Annotated in this window: 18 protein-coding genes; 6 read left to right on the top strand and 12 right to left on the bottom strand. The window is 65.1% G+C overall.

The features are described from left to right. The first annotated feature begins 18 nt into the window (after window positions 1-18). Window positions 19-1128, top strand: a complete 1110-nt coding sequence (earP, locus tag CSC67_RS09825; RefSeq protein ID WP_118994324.1) for an elongation factor P maturation arginine rhamnosyltransferase EarP — start codon at window positions 19-21, stop codon at window positions 1126-1128. Between the two features lie 77 nt (window positions 1129-1205). Beyond that, window positions 1206-1763 (top strand): elongation factor P, encoded by a 558-nt coding sequence (gene efp / locus CSC67_RS09820; protein WP_118994323.1) that lies wholly within the window; start codon window positions 1206-1208, stop codon window positions 1761-1763. 83 nt (window positions 1764-1846) lie between these two features. Here the strand turns inward: efp and CSC67_RS09815 are convergent, their stop codons facing one another. The 7 genes from CSC67_RS09815 to CSC67_RS09785 all read right to left on the bottom strand — a co-directional run bounded on the left by CSC67_RS09815 (window position 1847) and on the right by CSC67_RS09785 (window position 11175). Beyond that, entirely contained in the window at window positions 1847-2329 is a 483-nt protein-coding gene (locus CSC67_RS09815; protein WP_118994322.1) for a DUF1178 family protein, read from the bottom strand. 46 nt (window positions 2330-2375) lie between these two features. Beyond that, a complete protein-coding gene (locus CSC67_RS09810) occupies window positions 2376-4088 on the bottom strand; it encodes a dipeptide ABC transporter ATP-binding protein (RefSeq protein WP_425337643.1) in 1713 nt (570 codons plus the stop codon). Between the two features lie 101 nt (window positions 4089-4189). Next, on the bottom strand, window positions 4190-5662 hold the full coding sequence (locus tag CSC67_RS09805) for an ABC transporter permease (RefSeq protein ID WP_118994320.1): 1473 nt from the start codon (window positions 5660-5662) through the stop codon (window positions 4190-4192). A 4-nt stretch (window positions 5663-5666) separates the two neighbouring features. Continuing rightward, window positions 5667-6644 carry an ABC transporter permease gene (locus tag CSC67_RS09800; RefSeq protein WP_118994319.1) on the bottom strand — a complete coding sequence of 326 codons (978 nt, stop codon included), beginning with the start codon at window positions 6642-6644 and terminating at the stop codon, window positions 5667-5669. Continuing rightward, a complete protein-coding gene (locus CSC67_RS09795; RefSeq protein WP_118994318.1) occupies window positions 6641-8896 on the bottom strand; it encodes an ABC transporter substrate-binding protein in 2256 nt (751 codons plus the stop codon). The genes CSC67_RS09800 and CSC67_RS09795 overlap by 4 nt, the downstream gene beginning before the upstream one ends. Then, complete coding sequence (locus CSC67_RS09790) at window positions 8872-9477, bottom strand: thermonuclease family protein (RefSeq protein WP_245220189.1); 606 nt, start codon at window positions 9475-9477, stop codon at window positions 8872-8874. The genes CSC67_RS09795 and CSC67_RS09790 overlap by 25 nt, the downstream gene beginning before the upstream one ends. 60 nt (window positions 9478-9537) lie before the next feature. Beyond that, window positions 9538-11175: an isovaleryl-CoA dehydrogenase gene (locus tag CSC67_RS09785; RefSeq protein ID WP_118994316.1), complete on the bottom strand. Its 1638-nt coding sequence runs from the start codon at window positions 11173-11175 to the stop codon at window positions 9538-9540. Between the two features lie 175 nt (window positions 11176-11350). Between CSC67_RS09785 and CSC67_RS09780 the strand changes: the two genes are divergently transcribed. Together CSC67_RS09780 and CSC67_RS09775 are read left to right on the top strand one after the other, a co-directional pair. Then, on the top strand, window positions 11351-11725 hold the full coding sequence (locus CSC67_RS09780; RefSeq protein WP_118994315.1) for a DUF423 domain-containing protein: 375 nt from the start codon (window positions 11351-11353) through the stop codon (window positions 11723-11725). A 10-nt stretch (window positions 11726-11735) separates the two neighbouring features. Then, the gene (locus tag CSC67_RS09775) at window positions 11736-12788 is read left to right on the top strand and encodes an adenosine deaminase (protein WP_118994365.1); all 1053 of its coding nucleotides are present in this window, start codon (window positions 11736-11738) and stop codon (window positions 12786-12788) included. A gap of 89 nt (window positions 12789-12877) precedes the next feature. Here the strand turns inward: CSC67_RS09775 and CSC67_RS09770 are convergent, their stop codons facing one another. Further along, entirely contained in the window at window positions 12878-13087 is a 210-nt protein-coding gene (locus CSC67_RS09770) for a cold-shock protein (RefSeq protein ID WP_017525167.1), read from the bottom strand. A 245-nt stretch (window positions 13088-13332) separates the two neighbouring features. On the opposite strand from CSC67_RS09770, the gene CSC67_RS09765 reads away from it, so the two are divergent. Next, window positions 13333-13884 carry a DNA-3-methyladenine glycosylase gene (locus tag CSC67_RS09765; protein WP_118994314.1) on the top strand — a complete coding sequence of 184 codons (552 nt, stop codon included), beginning with the start codon at window positions 13333-13335 and terminating at the stop codon, window positions 13882-13884. 30 nt (window positions 13885-13914) lie between these two features. On the opposite strand, the gene CSC67_RS09760 is transcribed toward CSC67_RS09765, so the two are convergent. After that, a complete protein-coding gene (locus CSC67_RS09760) occupies window positions 13915-14340 on the bottom strand; it encodes a DUF3293 domain-containing protein (protein ID WP_118994313.1) in 426 nt (141 codons plus the stop codon). Between the two features lie 95 nt (window positions 14341-14435). Between CSC67_RS09760 and CSC67_RS09755 the strand changes: the two genes are divergently transcribed. Next, complete coding sequence (locus CSC67_RS09755; RefSeq protein ID WP_118994312.1) at window positions 14436-16454, top strand: AsmA family protein; 2019 nt, start codon at window positions 14436-14438, stop codon at window positions 16452-16454. 69 nt (window positions 16455-16523) lie between these two features. Here CSC67_RS09755 and CSC67_RS09750 read toward each other — a convergent pair whose 3' ends face one another. Genes CSC67_RS09750 through phnD form a run of 3 tightly spaced genes read right to left on the bottom strand, consistent with a single transcriptional unit; the run spans window position 16524 to window position 20201 of the window. After that, window positions 16524-18488, bottom strand: a complete 1965-nt coding sequence (locus CSC67_RS09750; protein ID WP_118994311.1) for a PhnE/PtxC family ABC transporter permease — start codon at window positions 18486-18488, stop codon at window positions 16524-16526. Then, a complete protein-coding gene (locus tag CSC67_RS09745) occupies window positions 18485-19285 on the bottom strand; it encodes a phosphonate ABC transporter ATP-binding protein (RefSeq protein WP_118994310.1) in 801 nt (266 codons plus the stop codon). Before CSC67_RS09745 ends, CSC67_RS09750 begins: the two co-directional genes overlap by 4 nt. After that, window positions 19275-20201, bottom strand: a complete 927-nt coding sequence (gene phnD / locus CSC67_RS09740; protein ID WP_118994309.1) for a phosphate/phosphite/phosphonate ABC transporter substrate-binding protein — start codon at window positions 20199-20201, stop codon at window positions 19275-19277. Before phnD ends, CSC67_RS09745 begins: the two co-directional genes overlap by 11 nt. Window positions 20202-20241 lie beyond the last annotated feature (40 nt).

Here is a 20241-nt window from a genome sequence, read left to right as displayed (position 1 = left end):
GGCTTCGCTCGATACGACATGACCAAGCCCGGCTTCGACATCTTCTGCCGGGTCGTGGACAATTACGGCGACATCGGCGTGTGCTGGCGGCTGGCCAGGCAGCTGGCACGCCACCCCGCAGCGGGGCCGGTCCGGCTCTGGGTCGACGACCTGGCCAGCTTCGCCCGCATCGAGCGCGGCGTCGATGCAGGCGCCCCGCGGCAGCAGGTGGCCGGGGTGGAACTGTTGCATTGGATCGATCCGGCGCCCGCGGTCCAGCCGCATGCGGTCGTCATCGAGGCATTCGCCTGCAGCCCGCCCGCCGGTTTTCTCGCGTGCATGCGCGACAACCTCTGGATCAACCTCGAATACCTGAGCGCCGAGGACTGGATAGAAGAGTGCCATGCCCTGCCCTCGCTGCAGGCCAGCGGGCTCAAGAAGTACTTCTTTTTTCCGGGCTTCACGGAGGCTACGGGCGGCCTGCTGCGCGAACCCGCCCTGGCCGCCACGCGAAGCGACTGGCTGGCCGAGCCCGACCGGCGCTGGCGGCTGCTGCGCCGGATCGGCATGCCGAGCGCGCTGAGGGATAAGTTGCAGGCGGGGTGGCGGCAGGCCTTCGTATTCTGCTATGGCGACGCGCCCGCAGGCGCGCTGACCGGAGCCCTGATCCGCTCGGGCCGGCCCACCGTTGCAATCGTGCCGCAAGGCGTGCTGCCCGGTCTGGCCGGCCTGCAAGGCGACACGTTGCAAGTATTCGAAAGCCCGTTCGTCGATCAGGACGATTTCGACCGGCTGCTGTGGGGCAGCGACCTGAACATCGTACGCGGCGAGGACTCTCTGGTTCGCGCCATCTGGGCGCAACAGCCGTTTCTTTGGCATATCTATCGACAAGAGGAAGACGCCCACTTGGCCAAGCTCGATGCCTGGCTGCAACGAGCGCAGTTTTCTCTGTCGACTGCATCCCTCATGAGGGCCTGGAACACCGGCGATGAAGCCGGCGTGTCGCAAGGCCTGGAGCAAGCATTGAAGAACGATTCCTGGCAGCAATGGCGCCATGAAACACAGCTATTGCACGAGCGGCTGGCTTCGCAGACCAGCCTGGCCGAGCGCCTGATGACGTTTTGCACGGAAAAACTGCGCAGCGGTTAAAATAGGGAGTTTTGTAAGCAATGCTCCGGTCCGCTCATGTATAGCTGGAGCAAATCTATCCCGGAGTTTTTCCCAAGATGAAAACCGCACAAGAATTGCGCGTTGGCAACGTGATCATGGTCGGAGACCAACCCCTGGTCGTCCAGAAGGCCGAATACAACAAGTCGGGCCGCAATGCGGCCGTGGTCAAGCTCAAGTTCAAGAACCTGCTCAGCGGCTCGGGCAGCGAATCGGTCTACAAGGCCGACGAGAAATTCGAAGTCGTCGTGCTGGAGCACAAAGAGTGCACCTACTCGTACTTCGCCGACCCCATGTACGTCTTCATGGACGAAGAGTACAACCAGTACGAGGTCGAGGCCGACAGCATGGGCGATGCGCTCGACTACCTCGAAGAAGGCATGACCGTCGAAGTCGTCTTCTACGAGGGCCGCGCCATCTCGGTCGAGCTGCCCACCATCATCGTGCGCGAAATCACCTACACCGAGCCCGCCGTCAAGGGCGATACCTCCGGCAAGGTCCTGAAGCCCGCCACCATCAACACCGGCAAGGAACTCAGCGTGCCGCTGTTCTGCACCATCGGCGACAAGATCGAGATCGACACCCGCACGGGCGAGTACCGCAGCCGCGTCATGTAAGGCGACGCCCAGGCAAAAAAATAGCGCCCATGCGGCGCTATTTTTTTGCCTCGGATACGGCACCGCGTCCGGACTTGCAGCTTCTATTGCAGCCGGTCGTCGTCGAGGAAATCGGGTATGGGCATTACGGCGATGCCGTCGCGCGCCAGTTCTTCGCGCTCGCGCAGTGTGGTCGAGCCGCGGATGGCGCGGTGCTCGATCTCGCCTTCGTGCATGCGCCGCGCCTCGTTGGCGAAACGGTCGCCCACATTTTCGGAGTTGCGCACCAGTTCGCGCACGTGCTTGAGCACCTGGGCCTGGATCCGGGCCATATATTCGGGGCCCGCGGCGTGGCCGGGCTCGACCTCGTCAGTCGGCCGCGATGGCGGCGCATCGACGGAACCAGGTTGGCCGCGCCCCATGTTGAGACGGGGCGCGGACAGCATTTTATTGACCTGATGACTATCGCAAACCGGGCACGCCAGGATGCCCCGGGCGCGCTGCGCGTCGTAGTCGTCGGCCGACGCGAACCAGCCCTCGAAGACATGGCCCGCCTCGCACTGGAGATCGAACACTTTCAATGACATGACTATGAATATGGGGTTTGCAGCGCCGATTGCAATAGTATGTCTATTATAGGCGAGGCACCGCGGCCAGCAGGCGCCGGGTCTGCTCGTGCGCGGGGTGGTGCAGCACGCGGCCGGTTTCGCCCGTTTCCACGATGCGTCCCTCGTGCATGACGGCGATGCGGTCCGACAGATACTCGACTACGCCGAAGTTGTGCGTAATGAACAGATAAGCCATGCCCGAATCACGCTGCAGTTGCTGCAAGAGCTCCAGCAACTGCGCCTGCACCGACACGTCCAGCGCCGACGTGGGTTCATCGCACAGCAGCACCTTGGGCTCCACCGCCAGCGCCCTGGCGATCGCGATGCGCTGCCGCTGTCCCCCGGAAAACTCGTGCGGATAGCGTTCCACGGCCCCCGACGGCAGGCCTACACGATCCAGAAGCTGCCGCACCCGATGCCGCCGCCTCTGGCGCGAGAGATCGGGACGCAGGGCCGCCACGCCTTCTTCGAGAATGTCGCCCACCTGCATGCGCGGGTCCAACGATGCATAGGGATCCTGGAACACGATCTGCATGTCGCCTCGGACGCGCTTCAAGCCGGCGCGTCCTGCGTCCAGCACCGACTGCCCCGCCAGGGTCACGCTGCCGCTTACCCGCGCCTGCTTCTCGAGCAGTCGCAGCAGGGCCTTGGCGGCCGTCGTCTTGCCGCAGCCCGACTCGCCCAGCAGGGCAAGCGTCTCGCCCGGATACAAGTCCAGCGAGAGCTCCTTCACCACGTCCACGCCGGCCTGGTTGAAACTGAACAGGCCGCCGCGCGCGCGATAGCTGACGCACAGATCTCGCACGCCGAGCACCGGCTCGCCCGCCGAAGGCGTGGCCGGCCGGGCGGCGCGCGCCGCTTCATCGGCATCGCCCCCGCCGGATATCGCAGCAGCCGATTCCACGGCGCGCGTGGTCGCCGTGTCATTCGCGGATTCGGACGCAGTCGCCCGCGCCGCATCCGATCGATGCGCAGGATCGCTTTCCACCGTCGTCAGCGGTCTGCCGCGCTTGCCATAAGTGGGGATGGCCGCCAGCAGCTGGCGGGCATAGGGATGCCGGGCGGCGCTGAAGAACTGCCGCGCCGGCACGGTCTCTACGATCTCGCCGTGACGCATCAGAGCCACATGGTCGGCCACCTTGCTGACCACCGCTAGGTCGTGCGTGATCAGCAGTATGGCCAAGCCCATTTCCTTCTGGATGTCGGCCAGCAGCTCGAGGATCTGGGCCTGGACGGTCACGTCCAGGGCCGTGGTCGGCTCGTCGGCGATCAGGACCCGGGGTTCGGCCGCCAGGGCGATGGCGATCATGACGCGCTGCTTCTGCCCTCCCGAAAACTGGAAGGGATAGTCGTGGAAACGGCGCTCGGCATCCTCGATGCCGACACGCTCCAGCCACTCTATCGCCTTGCGGCGCGCCGCGGCGCCGCGATGCGGCGTATGCGCCTGCAAGGTTTCGACGATCTGGCGGCCCACGGTAAGCACGGGATTCAGGCTGGTGGAAGGCTCCTGGAAGACGATGCCCACCTTCCCGCCCCGTACGGAACGCATGTCCGATTCGGGCAGGCGGCCCAGATCGGTGCCCTCCAGCACGACATCGCCGCGTATCATGCGGCCCGCCTCGGGAAGCAGGCGCAGCAGCGCCAGCGCCGTCATGCTCTTGCCGCAGCCCGATTCGCCGACGAGGGCGAAAGTCTGGCCCAGGCGCAAGGCCAGCCCCAGGCGCTTCACCGCCAGCATGGCGCCTTCATCGCTCTGGATCTCGACGCAAAGATCGTCGACGGTCAGCACCTTGCGTCCCCCTGAGGCCGCGCCCGCCGACAACGATTCGAGCGGCGCGTTCATGGCGAGGCTCCGTGCGTGCCGGCCGCGCTGTCCGCCTCCGGGCGCTTGAGCCTCGGACGGAAGCGGCGCGTGCGCGGATCGAAGGCGGCCTGGACGGCGTCGGCGAAGATATTGGCCGACAGCACCAGGGCCAGCATGAACAGGAAGGCCGCCAGCAGGTTCCACCAGATCATCGGGTCGCGCGACATTTCCATGCGCGAGGAATCGATCATGGTGCCGAAAGAAGGCGTGGCCGGATCGACGCCTATGCCCAGATAGGAAAGCACGGCTTCGTACAGCACCAGGCCCGAGAACTCGAGCACCATGGTGATCAGCACGATGTGCATCAGATTGGGCAGAAGATGCCGTGTCATGATGCGCCAATGGCCGACGCCGAAGGCGCGCGCGGCCTGCACGTACTCCAATTCGCGCAGCTTGAGCGTTTCGGCGCGCAGCAGCCGGCACAGCCCCGCCCAGCCGGTCAGGCCCAGTATCAGGCACAGCAGGAAAAGCCGCAGGTCGGCGCGCGCCGCGACCGTGGGAAAGAGTTCGGGATTGGTGTCGATGTAGACCTGCATCATCAGCACGCAGGCCGCGATCAGCAGCACGCCGGGAATGGAGGTCAGCGTCGTGTATATATACTGGATGACGTCGTCGACCCGCCCCTTGAAGTAGCCCGCCGAGATGCCGAAGAACAAGGCCGGGGGCAGCATGGCCAGGGTGGTGAGCGTACCGATCACCAGCGCCGTGCGCACGCTCTTGAGCGCCTGGCGCAGCACGTCGTTGCCCGTGCGGTCCGTGCCCAGCACGTGATAGTCCAGCGCCAGCGCCCAGCCCATGCACACCACCAGCGCCATGAGGCAGAAGGTGACCCACATGGCCCGCCACGGCACCCCCGACTCGCTGCGCCACCAGGCTTTCCAGGCCCGCCGTGCCGACCCGCCGGCAGCCTTCAGGCCCCAGGCCGTCATGAGGCAGGCCGCCAAAGCCGACACGAACAGGGCCGCCGCAGCGCCCCAGGCCAGGCGGCGGCGCAGGTCGCCTGCATGGTCGCCGTCGTCGTGCAGCGAAAGGCCCGCATGCTTCAGGCGCGGGTAGTCGCGCACCGCCTCGCCGTCGATGATCTGGGTTTCCTTGGTGAACTGACGCAGAGCCAGGGGAGCCGAATAAGTCGCCTCCGGACTGCCCAGCCGGGACCACGAAAGCACGTCGTCCAGGGCCGACCGCACGACCGGTGAATAAACGGGCTGGGAGGCCTCCTGGCCCGCCGCCGGCGGCATCTGCGGACGGTAATGGATGGAATCGAGCAGGCCGATCAGCAGGAAGGCCCCCAGCACCATGGCCGCGCACATGGCCGAGGAGGTTCGCGCGACACTGCTCCAGGCCCTGCGCAAAGCCGGCGTGCGGGCGACCCGCCAGCCGTACAGCACCATGCCGGCCACCAGGCAATACACGAAGACGTCGGTCCAGAGGAAAGTGAACTTGGGCATGGCGCTACTCGAAACGGACCCGAGGGTCGAAAATCGTGTACGAGATGTCGGCCAGGATCAGCCCCACGATGTACAGGGCCGAACCCAGGAAGACCATGGCCCGCACGATGGAGAAGTCCTGCGCGTTGATGGCGTCTATGGTGTAGCTGCCCAGCCCCGGTATGCCGAAGAACGATTCGGCGATCAGGCTGCCCATGAAAAGCAGCGGTATGGCCGAGACCGCGCCCGTCAGGATGGGCAGCATCGCGTTGCGCAGCACGTGGCGGAACAGGACGACGCGCTCCGCCAGGCCCTTGGCGCGGGCGGTGCGCACGTAGTCCTTATGGATCTCTTCCAGGAACAGGGTGCGGTAAAAGCGCGATTCGGCGCCCAGCCGCGAGACGATGCCCACCAATACCGGCAGCGCCAGAAAGCGCAGGCTGCTCAAGCCCTCCATATAGCCCGAGTACGGCACCCAGCGCAGCACCTTGGCGAACAGCCACTGGCCGGCGATGATGTAGAAAAGGCCGGAAATGGAAAGCAGCAGCACGCACAGCACCACGCCGGCGAAATCCAGCGGTGTGTTCCTGAAGAACACCAGCAGCAGCGCAAACGAAATGCACACCCACAAGCCCAGTATGAAGGTCGGCACGGCCAGCGCCAGGCTGGGCCCCATGCGTTGGCGGATCTCGTGGCCGATGCTGCGTCCGCCGTCCGAAAAGCCGAAATCGAATACCAGCAGCGGCGCCGAGCGCTCGAAGAAAATGGTTTGCGTCAGCCGGGCCGACCCTTGCGCCTGCGCATTGAAGAACAGCGGCTTGTCGTAGCCGCGCTCGGCCTTCCACTTCTCGACGGCTTCCGGGCTGACGCGCTGTCCGCCTATGGCCATGCGCGCCATGTCGTCGGGCGTATTGACGGCAAAGAACAGGACGAAGGTGAGCAGGTTGACGCCGATCAGGACCAGCACGCCGTACAGCAGCCGCCGCAATATGTAGGACGTCATGATTCCCTCCGGCCGGAGACGTCGGCCAGCGCTGTGGCGCGCTCGCGCCGCCGTATGATGCGCATTGCCGGATAGACGCCCAGAAGAGCGGCCGCCAGCAGCAGCCACAAGGGCCACCAGACGGGCGGATTCCAGCTTTCTATCCGCTCGGCCCGCATGGACGGATCGATGCGCAGGTACTGCAAGGTGTTGCGCACCATCTGGGTGGGCTTGGCATTGGCGACCCAGGATTGGTAGGCGCCGCCCGATTTGGGATAAAAGCCGAACATCCACGGCATGTCGTGCTGGACCAGGCGCACCATCTGATGGACCAGGGCTTCTTTCTCAGGCCCGTCGTCCAGGAAGCGCATGGCCTCGAACAGCCGGTCGAATTCCGGGTTCTCGTAGTTGGCCGCGTTTTCGCCGCCATGCTGCGCCTTGCCATTGGGACCGTAGAGCAGGAAGAGGAAGTTCTCGGCGTCGGGATAATCGGCCACCCAGCCCCACATGAACATCTGGGCCGCTCCCTGGCGCATTTTGTCCTGGAAACGGTTGTAGTCGGTGGCGCGCACCTCGAGCTCGACGTTCAATGCCTTGAGTTGACGGCGCATCCAGTCCACCGTCGCGTTCGAGCCCATGCCGCCCGCCGAGTCGAAATGCAGGATCAGCGGCTGCCCCGTATCGGCGTGCCGGCCGTTAGGATAGCCCGCCTCGGCCAGCAGCTGCTTCGCCTCGTCCAGGGGACGGCGAACCGCCCGCCCGTCCTCCAGCGTATAGACCGAGCGGTTGAGCCCTTCGGGAAGGTCCTGGTGCCCCGGAATATCGGGCGGCACCGGTCCGTAGGCGGGCTCGCCCTGGTCGTTCAGGAAGATCTGGATGTATTGCTCCCAGTCGAAGGCGATGCTGATCGCCTGCCGCAGCTTGCGGTTCTTCTCGGCCTGCTCTGGCGTGTCCCCGCCCCCGACCACCGGGTCGAGCCAATTGAAGCCCAGGTAATAGATCTGCGCCTCGGTGGATGTGAGCAGCTGCAGGCCTCGATCGCGATACAGCTCGGCCTTCTCGGGCGAGTCGCCCGCCGCCACCTGCATGGCCACGCCATAGCTGGAATCGTCCGCCTCGGGCACGTCGTAGTAGCCCTGCAGGAACTTGCCCATCAGCGGCACGCTTTCCTTCTCGATGGAAAACACGATCTGGTCTATGAAGGGCGTCTTCTTGCCGCAGTCTTGCAGCAGGCCTCGCTGCGCATCGACCGGCTCGCCCTCGCAGGGATAAGGGTCGCCGCGGAAGTTGGGATTGCGCGTCAGCACATGGCGCCGGTTCTGTATGGATTCGGTCAGCATGTAGGGGCCGGTGCCCACGGGCCAGGTATTGAGCGACAGATTGTGTTCGGCCATGCCCGGCTGCTGGTAGAAGCGATCGGCTTCCCAAGGCATGGGCGCAAGAAAAGTCATGGCCAGCCAATACTTGAATTGCGGATACTTGCCCTTGACCTGGATGCGCAGGGTGTGCGCATCGAGCGCCTGCACGCCGTCGAAGCCGTATTGCCTCAGGTCGAGCCAGCCGTGCTCGCCCTGCTGCTCGCGCTGCTTCTGGACGTCGCGCAAATGCGCTCCGTACTCGCCCAGGCCGACGATGTGCTCGGACATGACGCCGAGAATCGGCGACACGACGCCCGGGCTGGCCAGGCGCCGTATGCCGTAGACGTAGTCGTCGGCGGTCAGCTCGCGCGTGCCGCTCAGGGCGAAGTCCGAAATCGCGTACTTGTCCTCCAGGCCCCGGGCCGTGATCGGCCAATAGGCGTAGTTGCCCGAGGCGTCCTTGGCAAAGGCCGGATGAGGCTGGAAGAGTATGCCCGGCCGGATCTCGATATCGTAGACGCTCAGCGCAATCGATTCGCCCGGGGCGTCATCGGGAAGCCGCTTTCCGTCGGCATCGTAATAGGCGGGCTGGCTGATTTCGCGCGCCGCCCGCGGATGCAATCGGTATGGGCGAGCCAGGTAGTCGTAACCGTACAGCGGCTCGTATATGGAATAGGTGAACGGTGTTTCGTCGGCCGAGTACGAACTGGCCGGGTCCAGATACTTGGGAGAGCGCTGCGAGAAGGCGGTGTACAACACGTTCTCGGCCTCGGCGCCCCGTACATAGGGGCTGTTCACCGGCGCCTTGGAGCAGGCGGCAAGCAAAAACAGCAGGGCAAGCAGCGCCAGGCCCGCCATGCGAGCCAAGGCCGCAGTGTCCGGGCGCCGCCCTAGCACTGCCCCTGCTTCCAGCATTGATAGCGCCACACCCAGGGCGGGACTTGCCCCGCCTGGCTCCAGAGCCCCGTGCGCGCCCGCCGCGCCTTGTCCTCGAACCCGGGCAGCGAGGGATCGCGCATGAATTTGCCGCGGCCTTCCATATTGGCCCAGGCCATGCCGCGCATGACCTGGCGCTGGTTGGCGGTGGTGCCGTCCTCGAGCGGCACGTCGCAGATGCTGCGTTCGTAGCGGTCGCGCTCATAGCACAGCACCGTGAGCTGCCTGCCCGCGATCAGGCCGGCAAGCGCTTTGCGCGACGCCTGGGCCATGGGCTGGCCCGGCCTGTCGCTGTCCTTGGTGGTTTCGGGCGCATCGATGCTGGCCATGCGAATGCGCTCGCGGCGCCGGTCGACGAGCAGGGTGAAAGTGTCGCCGTCGGCCACCTGGACCACCTTGCCGCTTAGCTGGAATTGGTGGGCCGGCGCCGCCTCCGAATCGCTGCGCGCCATCACGCCGCCCTGCTGCCAAAGGGCCGCGGCCAGCACGATGGCGGTGGCGGCCACACCCGCATACCGGCGTGCCGACCTGGTTGTCTTGTTCGATGTTTTTTTAGGCACGTTGCAGTTCCGGCCCCATCCTGATGACGTCATAGCCGAATGATATACAAATTTGCGCTGCTATTCGTACCAGGCCCTGCGAATCAGGGCCGAGGCCGCCCCGGCGTGGTCGGCAAGCCCGTGCAGGGCCAGGGCCTGTCCGCCGAAGCGGGTTTTCAGGAAGGCCTCCGCCACTTCGGCGGGCGCATGGCGGCGCAACAGGTTGGCCTGAACCAGCAGGACCAGCCATTGGGCGATATGGCGCGCGCACCCCTGCTGGGTGGCCTCGTCCGCCGAGGCCAGGGTCGCCAGCTGTTCGGCGCGCTGCGACAACAAAGGCTCGTCCGAGCTTTCGCTGACCAAGGCGTCCATGAGCGCCCCGGCCAGCTCGGGTTCGCGCCGGAGCCCCCGCAGCACGTCGAGGCACATCACGTTTCCCGAGCCCTCCCAGATGGCGTTGACGGGCGCCTCGCGGAACAGTCGCGGCATGGGGCCGTCTTCGACATAGCCGTTGCCGCCCCATACCTCCATGCACTCGGCCGTCAGGCCCACCGCCCTCTTGCAGACCCAGAACTTGGCGGCGGGCGTGAGGATGCGCCGGTAGGCAAGGTCGAGCGGCCCTTCGCCCTCGAAGGCGCGCGCCAGGCGCAGGGCCAGGGTGGTGGCCGCCTCGCTCTCGAGCGCCAGATCGGCCAGCACGGCGCGCATCAGCGGCTGTTCGATCAGCCTTTTGCCGAACGCCCGGCGATGGTTCGCATGATGCAGGGCCTGCACCAGCGCCTGGCGCATGAGGGCGGCGCTTCCCAGCACGCAATCGAGCCGGGTGAGCGAGGCCATTTCGACCAGCGTCGCGATGCCCCGTCCGGGTTCGCCGACCAGCACGCCGTAGGCTTCGACGAACTCGACTTCGGCGCTGGCATTGGAACGATTGCCGAGCTTGTCCTTGAGCCGCTGGATGTGCACGCGGTTGAGGCTGCCGTCGGGCTGCCAGCGCGGCACGTAGAAGCAGGAGTGCTGCTCTTCGTGCTGCGCCAGCACCAGATGGGCGTCCGAGGTCGGCACCGAGAAGAACCATTTGTGACCGATCAGAGAGTAGTCTGCGCCGCGCCCGCCCTTGCCCAGGGGCAGCGCCCGGGTGGCGACACTGCGCAAATCGGAGCCGCCCTGCTTCTCGGTCATTCCCATGCCCACCAGCATGGACGTCTTGGCGCCAAGGGGCGCGTCGGACGGATCGTAGCGGCGCGAGAACAGCAGGGGACGGAGGCTTTCGTACAGCGTCTCGCGGCCGAGCAGGGGTATGGCCGCGGAGGTCATGGTAAGCGGGCACAGGGTGCCCGCCTCGATCTGGCCATGCAGCAGATAAAAGGCCGCGCGCGCCACCTGCGGCCCCGGCTCGGTGGACGTCCAGGCGCTGCAATGCATGCCGTGGGAGAAGGCCTTCTGCATGAAGACGTGCCAGGCGGGGTGAAAATGCACTTTGTCGACGCGAAAGCCGCGTCGATCGAAGCGCTCGGCGCACGGCGGGTTCACATTGGCCTGGCGCGCCAGATCGGCGGCCTCGGCCGTGCCCAGCCAGGCGCCGTATTCCGTCAGTTCTTGCTCGCGCGCGGATGCGCCCTCGCGGACTACGGCTTCCCGCAGCGCCGCGTCCGAGGCGTACAGGTTGTAGTCGCCAAGTTCGGGCACCTGGTTTTCGACTTCGTGCGTGGTCCACTTCATGGCGTCCTCCGTGATGCGCGGCAGGCGTTGACCCGGCTGCTTCCATGTTAAAACTTGAGGCGGCTTAGACAAAACGCGGCCGATCCATCATAGTATCGGCCGTAGGTCTCCCGGTCGCAAGGCGTCGCGCGGCGGCCGGGCCATTCCATGAAACGCATAGAAACAAGGAATTTCCATGAGCGATCGTCCCCTCGTCATTGCCGCATCGCTGTGCCTGCTGATCGGCGTCGGCGCCGGCGCCTTCGGCGCGCATGGCCTCAAGCGCATGCTGTCGATCGACATGATGCAGATCTGGCAGACCGCTGTGCTGTATCAACTGGTGCACGGCCTGGGAATGCTGGCCCTCGCAGCGCTGATGGCGCGCTTCAACTCGCCCCTGCTGGGCTGGGCGGGCGCGCTGATGCTGCTGGGCATCGTGCTTTTCAGCGGCAGCCTCTACGTGCTGGCGCTTTCGGGCACCAAGTGGCTGGGCGCCGTCACCCCCTTGGGCGGGACGGCCTTCATCATCGCCTGGGCGCTGGTGGCGCTGGCGGCCTGGCGCCATGCTTGACGAGGGCGACATGGACAGCTTCTCTTCGGACCAGGCGCTGCGTGACTTCGTAACGGGTCTTCCCAAGGCCGAACTGCACCTGCACATCGAGGGCACGCTCGAGCCCGAGATGATCTTCGAACTGGCCCGGCGCAACGGCGTGAAACTGGCCTATGCTTCTGAACAGGCGCTGCGCGACGCCTACGCCTTCACCGACCTGCAGTCCTTCCTGGACCTGTACTATGCCGGCGCCAGCGTACTGCTCACCGAACGCGATTTCCACGACATGGCCCTGGCCTACCTGGAACGCGTCCATGCCGACGCCCGCCATGTAGAGATCATGTTCGATCCGCAGACGCACACCGACCGCGGCGTCGCCATCGAAACAGTATTCGCCGGCCTGGCCTCCGCCATGCGGCAGGCGCGCGAGCAATGGGGCCTTGGCGGCTACCTGATACTCAGCTTCCTGCGCCATCTCAGCGAAGCCGACGCCTTCGCCGTGCTCGAACAGGCCCTGCCCCTGCGCGATCAATACGCCGATCTCTGGGTCGCCATCGGCCTGGACTCGTCGGAACGCGGCAATCCGCCGGAGAAGTTCGCGCGCGTCTATGCCAGATGCCGCGAGCTGGGCTTCCGGCTGGTGGCCCATGCCGGCGAAGAAGGCCCGCCCGCCTATGTGCGGGACGCCCTGGACCTGCTGCGCGTCGAGCGCATCGACCACGGCGTGCGCAGCGAAGAAGACCCCCGGCTGCTGCGGCGCCTGATCGAACAGCGTACGCCCCTGACCGTCTGTCCGCTGTCGAACCTGAAGCTGCGCGTGGTGGACGAACTTGAACAGCACAACCTGGCCCGGCTGCTGCGCCAGGGCCTGTGCGTCACGGTCAACTCCGACGACCCGGCCTATTTTGGCGGATATCTGGCGGACAACTACGTGGAAGCGGCCCGCTCCCTGTCTCTCGGCAGGCGGGAACTCGGCGCGCTGGCGCGCAACAGCATCGAGGCCTCTTTTCTGCCCGACGGCAAGAAAAAGCCCTTGCAGGAAGAACTGGATCGCTACCTGGCGGCTAACTCGCCATCCAGGTGAGCACGGCGCATGCAAAACAAAAAACCCATCTCTCGCGAGATGGGTTTTACGCTCCATGGCCGCCATGGGCGGCCTACGGAAAAACAGGCTTAGATGACCTGGATCGACTTGGCTTGGGGACCTTTCTGGCCCTCGGCAGCCACGTACGAGACGCGCTGGTTTTCTTCGAGGGTTTTGAAGCCCGTGCCCATGATGTCGGTGTGATGGGCGAAAAGGTCTTTACCGCCGGACTCGGGCTTGATGAAGCCGTAGCCCTTTTCGTTGTTGAACCATTTGACAATACCAGTTTCAGTTTGCATTTTTGCAACCCTTAAAAAAAGATGGGCGAGCTTGCCCGGGAACAGACTATCAAGGGTGGAGATGGAGCAAAAAAGTACTGTTTTTGGTACTGATTGGACAAACTACAACGAACTTGAAAATCTAGCGGCTCATCGTAGCGGCGCCTTATGGCGAAGTCAAGCGATAATTAAGAAAATATTCGACTAATTTGCGACAAGAGGTTTTCCCGCCGAACGGCGGCACTTCTCTTGCTTTCGGCAACCTCATGCAGAAACTGACCCGTGATTTCTACAACCGCGACACCGAGACTGTCGCCCGCGACCTGCTCGGCAAAATTCTCGTCCATCATGTGGAAGGCCTGCCGCGCATGGCCCGCATCGTCGAGGTGGAAGCCTATCTGGGCCCCACCGACCTGGCGGCCCACTCGTCCAAGGGACTGACCCGCCGGACACGCGCCATGTTCGGCCCGCCCGGGCATGCTTATGTCTACCTGATCTACGGCATGCACCATTGCATGAACGTGGTGACCGAGCCCGAGGGCAGCGGCACGGGAGTGCTGCTGCGCGCCGTGGAGCCGCTGGCCAACGTCGAGGGCAATACGCGCGGGCCCGGCCTGCTTACGCGCGCCATGGGCATCGATCTGCGCCAGTATGGCCAGGACCTCTGCAGCGATGAATTGCACCTGCTGGCTCCGGAGGACGCCCCTGCTCCCGACATCGTCGCCACCCCACGGGTGGGCGTCGCTTACGCCAAAGAATGGGCCGACAAGCCGCTGCGCTTCTATATCGCCGGAAACCCGCACATCTCACGCAAGTGACACAGCGGCCCAGGCCCTTTCGAGCCACCCTCAGCGCAGCAGCATCAGCTCCGGAACGCAATCGGCTCCGCAAAATATGATGGCGTTCTGCTCGAAGGCCCGGCCCAGACGCCGGGCCTCTTCCCGGTCTATTCCCAGTACGAGAAAACTGGCTTCCGCGGGCCATGGGCCCGATATATGCTTGCCACTTCCCGGAATGCCGCGCCACCCTCCGTGCGCGACTGCCTCAGCGAGACGTTGCCGGCGTTCGGCATTTTCCTGGTCCGTCAGCAATCGGCTGTAGGGGTTGCTGGCGGTGATGAAAGCGCTGGATGCCACGCCGTACTGCCGGTGCAGCAGGCACAAGGCCTGGCTGGCCTGGCCGATATGCATGACGAAGGGGCGTGGCGCCTGGACCCTGTAGTCGGTCTGGCGATAGGCCTCCAGCAGAGAAGCAGGTATCCGGGATGTCGACATGGCCGCATGGAAAGAAGAACGACTGAAGAACCGCCGCAAGCTGCAAGTGCCGGACCCGGACCGCGCACAGTCGCCGGCCTGAAAAGAGGACGCCTATGCCCCGCTACGCGAAGATTCTGATCGGCATTGTACTGACCCTGGCGCTCATCATCGCCATCGCGCTGACCGTGGCGGCCACCTTCAACTGGAACTATGCCAGGCCATGGGTGGGCCGCCAGCTCAGCACCCTCACCCATCGTCAGGTGGAAATCCGGGGCGACCTGCAGGTGCATTGGAAGCGCCCCGTCGAACGGTCGGGGTGGAAGCGCTGGCTGCCCTGGCCTGAAATCACGGCCAACGACATCCGCGTCGGCCAGCCGAAATGGACTTCGGCCGAGCAGGACATGGGCCACGCCGGCCAGCTCAAGCTGCTTGTGGACCCCGTCCCCCTGTTCGCCAACACCATACGCGTCGCCAGCCTCGAACTCAAGGACGCCGACCTGGATCTGGTTCGTACCGAAAGCGGCGCCAGCAACTGGACATTGAGCGAAGAGCCCGCGCCAAGCGAAAAGCCCGCCAAATGGCAGTTCGTGCTGCTTCGGCTGGGCATGCAGAACGTAAACATACGGTTGCGCGATCCCAAGCTGGCGCTCGACCTGCGGGCCACGCTGGACTCGCTCGCCCAGGCCGAAGCGCAAGGCTATAGCGTAGGCTGGAAGGCCGAGGGCCACTACAAAGAGGGAACCATATCGGGCACCGGCAAGGCCGGCGGCCTGCTCTCCCTGCAGCAGGACAGCCCCGAGGCCGATCAACCCTTTCCCATACAGGCCGACCTCAAGGTCGGCGACACCACCATACAGTTCGAAGGCTCGGTCACCCGTCCCACCCAGCTTGCCGCCCTGGATCTGGCCCTGGTCCTGAAAGGCGCCACCATGGCGGATCTGAATCCGCTCATCGGCATTGCCCTGCCCAATACCCCGCCCTACCACACCGAAGGCCGGCTGACCGGCGAGCTTGCCACGGAGAACGACGTATGGCGCTACCGGGATTTCAAGGGTACGGTCGGCTCCAGCGACTTGAACGGCACCCTTGAATTCCATGTGCGCAAGCCGCGCTCCTTTCTCACCGGCTCGGTGCAGTCAGAGTTGTTGCGCTTCAAGGATCTGGGCCCCGTCGTAGGCGTGGACAAGCGCGAAGAGGCCAAGGGGGAAGCCAAAAAGCAGCCAGCCGACAAGGCGCTGCCGGTAGATACCATCAATACCGACAGTTGGGGCGTGATGGACGCCGACGTGCATTTCAAGGGCAAAAAAATCGTTCGCAATGAAAACCTTCCGCTGGACAATGTCGAGGCTCACGTCAAGCTGGACAACAAGCTGCTGACCCTCACTCCCCTGAACTTCGGCGTGGCCGGCGGCAAGCTGCGCACCAACATCGAATTGAACGGACGCCAATCGCAGATCCAGGCGCGGCTCGAGGCCACCGCCCGCGGCCTGCAATTGCGCAGGCTGCTGCGCGGCGCCGAATCCATGCGCGCCAGCCTCGGCACGGTGCACGCCGACGCCTCGCTGTCCAGCCAGGGCAAGTCGTTCGCCGAATTGCTGGGCCATTCCAACGGGGAACTCAAGGGCGTCGTCACCAAGGGAACGGTCAGCCATTTCATTCTGGAGGCCGCCGGCCTGAACATTGCCGACATGATCATCGTCAAGCTGTTCGGCGACGAACAGATCGTGCTCAATTGCCTGGCCGCCGACTTCGACGTCAAGAACGGCCTGATGCACACCAAGGCGTTCAAGCTGGACACTGAAGACGCCACCATAGACATCACGGGCAACATCAACCTGGCCACCGAAAAACTCGACCTGGACATCGACCCGGAGAACAAATCGCTGCGCATCTTCACTTTGCGCACGCCTCTGTATGTGCGGGGCACTTTCAAGAACCCCGACATCGGCGTGCACGAAGGACCCATCGCCGCCCGCGCAGGCGCCGCCGTCGCACTGGGCGTCATCGCCACTCCCCTGGCCGCCATCCTGCCGCTGCTGAACCTGGGCACCGATGATTCCAACGACTGCGGACCGCTGATGAAGGCGGCCACCGAGGACACGAAAGCCCCTGCGCCGGGCAAGAAAAAATAGCTGGCCGTCGTTCGTATGCCGGCATGAAAAGGATGCCACGGGCCGGGCGCCGGAATGACGGCGGCCGCCTCAGCGCCCCACGCGCGAAAGATTCAGCATCCGGACGCTGCGGTCGATCAGCACCGTCAGCAGAATCATCACGATCAGATAGGTGCCGGCGCGCTCGAAGCGGAACCACTCGAAATTGAAATTGAACTGGAAGCCCAGGCCGCCCACGCCGATCAGGCCCAGCACCACCGCTGCCCGGACATTGCTTTCGAACTGAAAAAAAGCATAGGTCATCCAGTCGCGCCAAGCCAGGGGCACCGCCACCATGGCATAGGTCATGCGCCGCGATGCGCCGCAAGTCGGCTCGAAGCGCCGTAAGGGCTGGTTGTCGACCGCTTCGCCGAACACGCGTGTCAGCACACCGAGAGTATGGGCCGCGATGGCCAGGGTTCCCGCCACCAGCCCCGGGCCGAAGAAGGCAATGAACAGGAACGCCCACATGACTTCCGGCACGCCGCGCGCAATCATGGCGACGGCTCGCGCCGCGGCCAGTTGCAGGCCTCGCCATGCCCGCAGCCAGGGCGGCGCGGTTTCGCCGCTGAAGCGGCCGGACAGCAGCTGGAAGGTGGCCGAATGCGGATAAGTCAGCAGTATGGCCGCAGCGACGCCAAGCACCGTGCCCACCACCGCGATGGCCAACGGCACGGCGGCCGATTCCACCGCGCGCCACACAAACCATTTGCGCAGTTCATCCAGCCAGGCCGACCAGGCAGCGGGACGCCGGAAATCGCCCGGGCCATACTGCGCGAACAGATCGACGGCCTTGCCCTCGGCCCGGCGTTTCGCAACCGCTTCGGGCGGTCCGATCCCGATGGCCGGCAGGTCCAGCTCGGGCGACAGCAGGCGCCGGAAAAAGCCCAGGTTGTCCCAGGCCTTGCCCGTAAAGAGTTCCGCCGCGGGCGCCAAGTGGTTGCGCGACGCGCCTCCCTCGCCGGCCCGATTGCCCCACCCCATGAACCACAGCGACCAGACCACCACCGCAATGACGAAGCCCATCGCATACCAGGGTCGCAAGGAAGGCCCCGGCACCACGGCGGCCGCCGCGGCGTCGACCTGAGGCGCCCGGCTCGCCGCGCGGGCGGCATCGCCCCGCAACAGGCCGCGCACGTGATTGCTGGCCAGGTCGGCCGTCAGCGTCAGCAACAGTGTGAAAAGGATCAGCGTGCCGACCTTGTCCCATGCGCCGAAGCGGATCTGATACCAGATCTCCGACCCCAGGCCGCCGCCGCCCACCGCACCTATCACGGCTGCGTTGCGGATGGCGCACTCGGCCCGCATCAAAGTGAACGACAGCACATTGCGCGACGCCAGAGGCCGGATGCCGTACAGGAAAGTGGCCAGGCGCCCCCCGCCCTGGCTTCTGACCTGGGCATAGCGCGTTTCGTCCACGCCGTCCCACAGCTCGCTGTAGACCTTGGCCAGTATGCCGGTGATGTTCAGCGCCAGGGCCAGCGCGCCTGTCAGCGGGCCCAGGCCTATCATGGCCACGAGGATGATCGCCCAGACGAAGTCGGGCACCGCCCGCAATATGTCCTGAAGCAGTCGGCAGGCAGCGCACAGCAGGGCCGCCGGCGAACGCAAGGGAAAATGGCGCAGCAGGACATTGCCTTGGGGCCGTCTTGAAGCAAAAAAACCGTCCCGCTCTTCCCCCACGCACACCGCCCTGCTTGCCCCCATGGCCAGCGGCCAGGCAAGAAGGACGGCGAGCGTGGTACCCAATACTGCCGCCGACAGGGTCTGCAGCGTCAGGTCCCACGAATGCCGAAGAAATTCGGCCGATAGATCGGGAGAAAGAAAAGCGGCCAACCAGGCGCCCATCCTGGCGGCGGCCTCGGCCCGGCGCTGCGCATCGGTCAATGCGGCCCAGTCCCATTCGACGGCGAAGCAGGCGGCCAGCAAAGCCAAAGCCAGCATCAGCAGCGCAATGAAGCTGCCCAACGGACGCCGGCCATGGCGCCGCATTGCCCGCAAGTCCGCCTTCGTCATGCCGGCAACGCCATCTCGTCCAGGTGCAAGGCCCGGTATTCGGCGCCGTACAACTCGCGCAGCAATTGCTGGTTGATGTCGGCGGGGGCGCCCTGCCAATACACCCGCCCCGCCCGCAGGGCGATGACACGGTCGAAGTTGCCCTGCAGCAGGTCGAGCGAATGCAGGTTGACGAGCAGCGTCGCCCCATCCCGGCCGGCCAGCTCACACAGCAGCCCGATGATTTCCCGGCCCAGGCGCAGATCGAGGGCGCTGACGGGTTCGTCGGCCAGCACCAGGCGAGGCTGCTGCACGATGAGCCGCGCCACGGCAACCCGCTGTTGCTGCCCGCCCGACAGCTCGTCGGGCAATGCCCACAAGCGGTCGGCCAACTCGACGCGGGACAATGCCTGCATCGCCCGCCCCAGCTCTTGCGGCCACAGCAGGGACCACAGCGCGCGCGGCAGCCACCAATGCCCCAGACGCCCCATCAATACGTTGTGCACCACCCGCAGCTGCGGAATGAGATTGTCCTGCTGGTGGAGAAATCCGACCTCGCGCCGCAGCCGGGCCAGATCCTTGCCCCGCAGTCGCGCCACATCCCGGCCAAGCGTGGCGACGCGTCCCTCGGCCGGCTTGGCCAGACCCGCGATCAGGCGGAACAGCGTCGTCTTGCCGGCGCCGGACGGGCCGATGACGGCCACCCGCTCGCCGTGGGCGACGGACACTTGGATGCCGTCGAGCACCCGGCGGCGCCCATAGGACACCGCCGCATGCTCGATGGCGACGGGCGGCGGGGAATGGATGTCAATTGCCAATGTCTATGCCCGACTCGAGCAGGTCGACCACGCTTTGCCACTCGGAAATGTCGGCTTCGACGAACTTGCCGGCCTTCAGGTACTTGAGCACCTTGGCGCCGTTCTCGTCGCCGGCGTCCAGAGCCAGCAGTGCGGCGCGCAGTTTGTCCAGCAGCTCGGGCCCCAAATCGGCGCGAGCCGTCAGCGCATAATCGATATAGGGCGGCGTCTTGTAAATGACGGGGGCCTTGGCTTGCAATTCGCCCGGAGCCTTGTCCCAGCTTGCATAGTTCAGCGCGCCGACATCATGGGTGCCGTCGGCCACCATCTGCATGACGACATCGTGGCTGCCGGAATAGGCGACGGTGCGAAACACCCTCTCGGGCGTGGCGCCGGCTTGATCGATGAAGAACTTGCGCGGCATGACATGGCCCGAGGTGCTGCTTTTACTGCCGAAGGTGAAGGTCCAGCCCTTGCCTTGGGCCGCCTTGGCCAACTCGCCCAGGTCGGTGACTCGGCCAAGCCCCGTAGCCGGATTGGCGATGAAATAACTGACGAAGCCCTTGTCGATGTCGCGCGAGCCCAGGATGGTGATGCCGTCGCCCATCTGCATGCGGGCCTGAGCGGTGGTGACCCCGCCCAGCCAGGCTATGTGGGCGCGGCCCGTCGCAAGGGCCGTCACGCTGGCCGCGTAGTTCTCCACATGCATGTATTCCACCGGGATGCCGACCGCATCGCCCAGGTAGCTGGCCAGCGCGCCAAAGTTCTCGCGCATGCGGTCGGCATCGCCGTCGTCGGGGATGGCGGTAATGACGAGTTTGGAAGGGGTTTGCTGTGCCAGGGCGGAAGCGCCAGGAGTAAGGGACAAGGCTGCGGAAAGGGCCAGGGCGGAAAAAGAGAGCAGATACTTCCTGCGCACGGCAGAGAACGTATTCATGGAATCACTCCAGTAGCGGATTCGATCGTGGTAAGAAACG

Source organism: Pusillimonas caeni (assembly GCF_003545815.1).
Classification (GTDB): domain Bacteria; phylum Pseudomonadota; class Gammaproteobacteria; order Burkholderiales; family Burkholderiaceae_B; genus Pusillimonas; species Pusillimonas caeni.
Note: the sequence above shows the minus strand (reverse complement) of the source record. Positions and strands in the feature narration are given on the sequence as shown.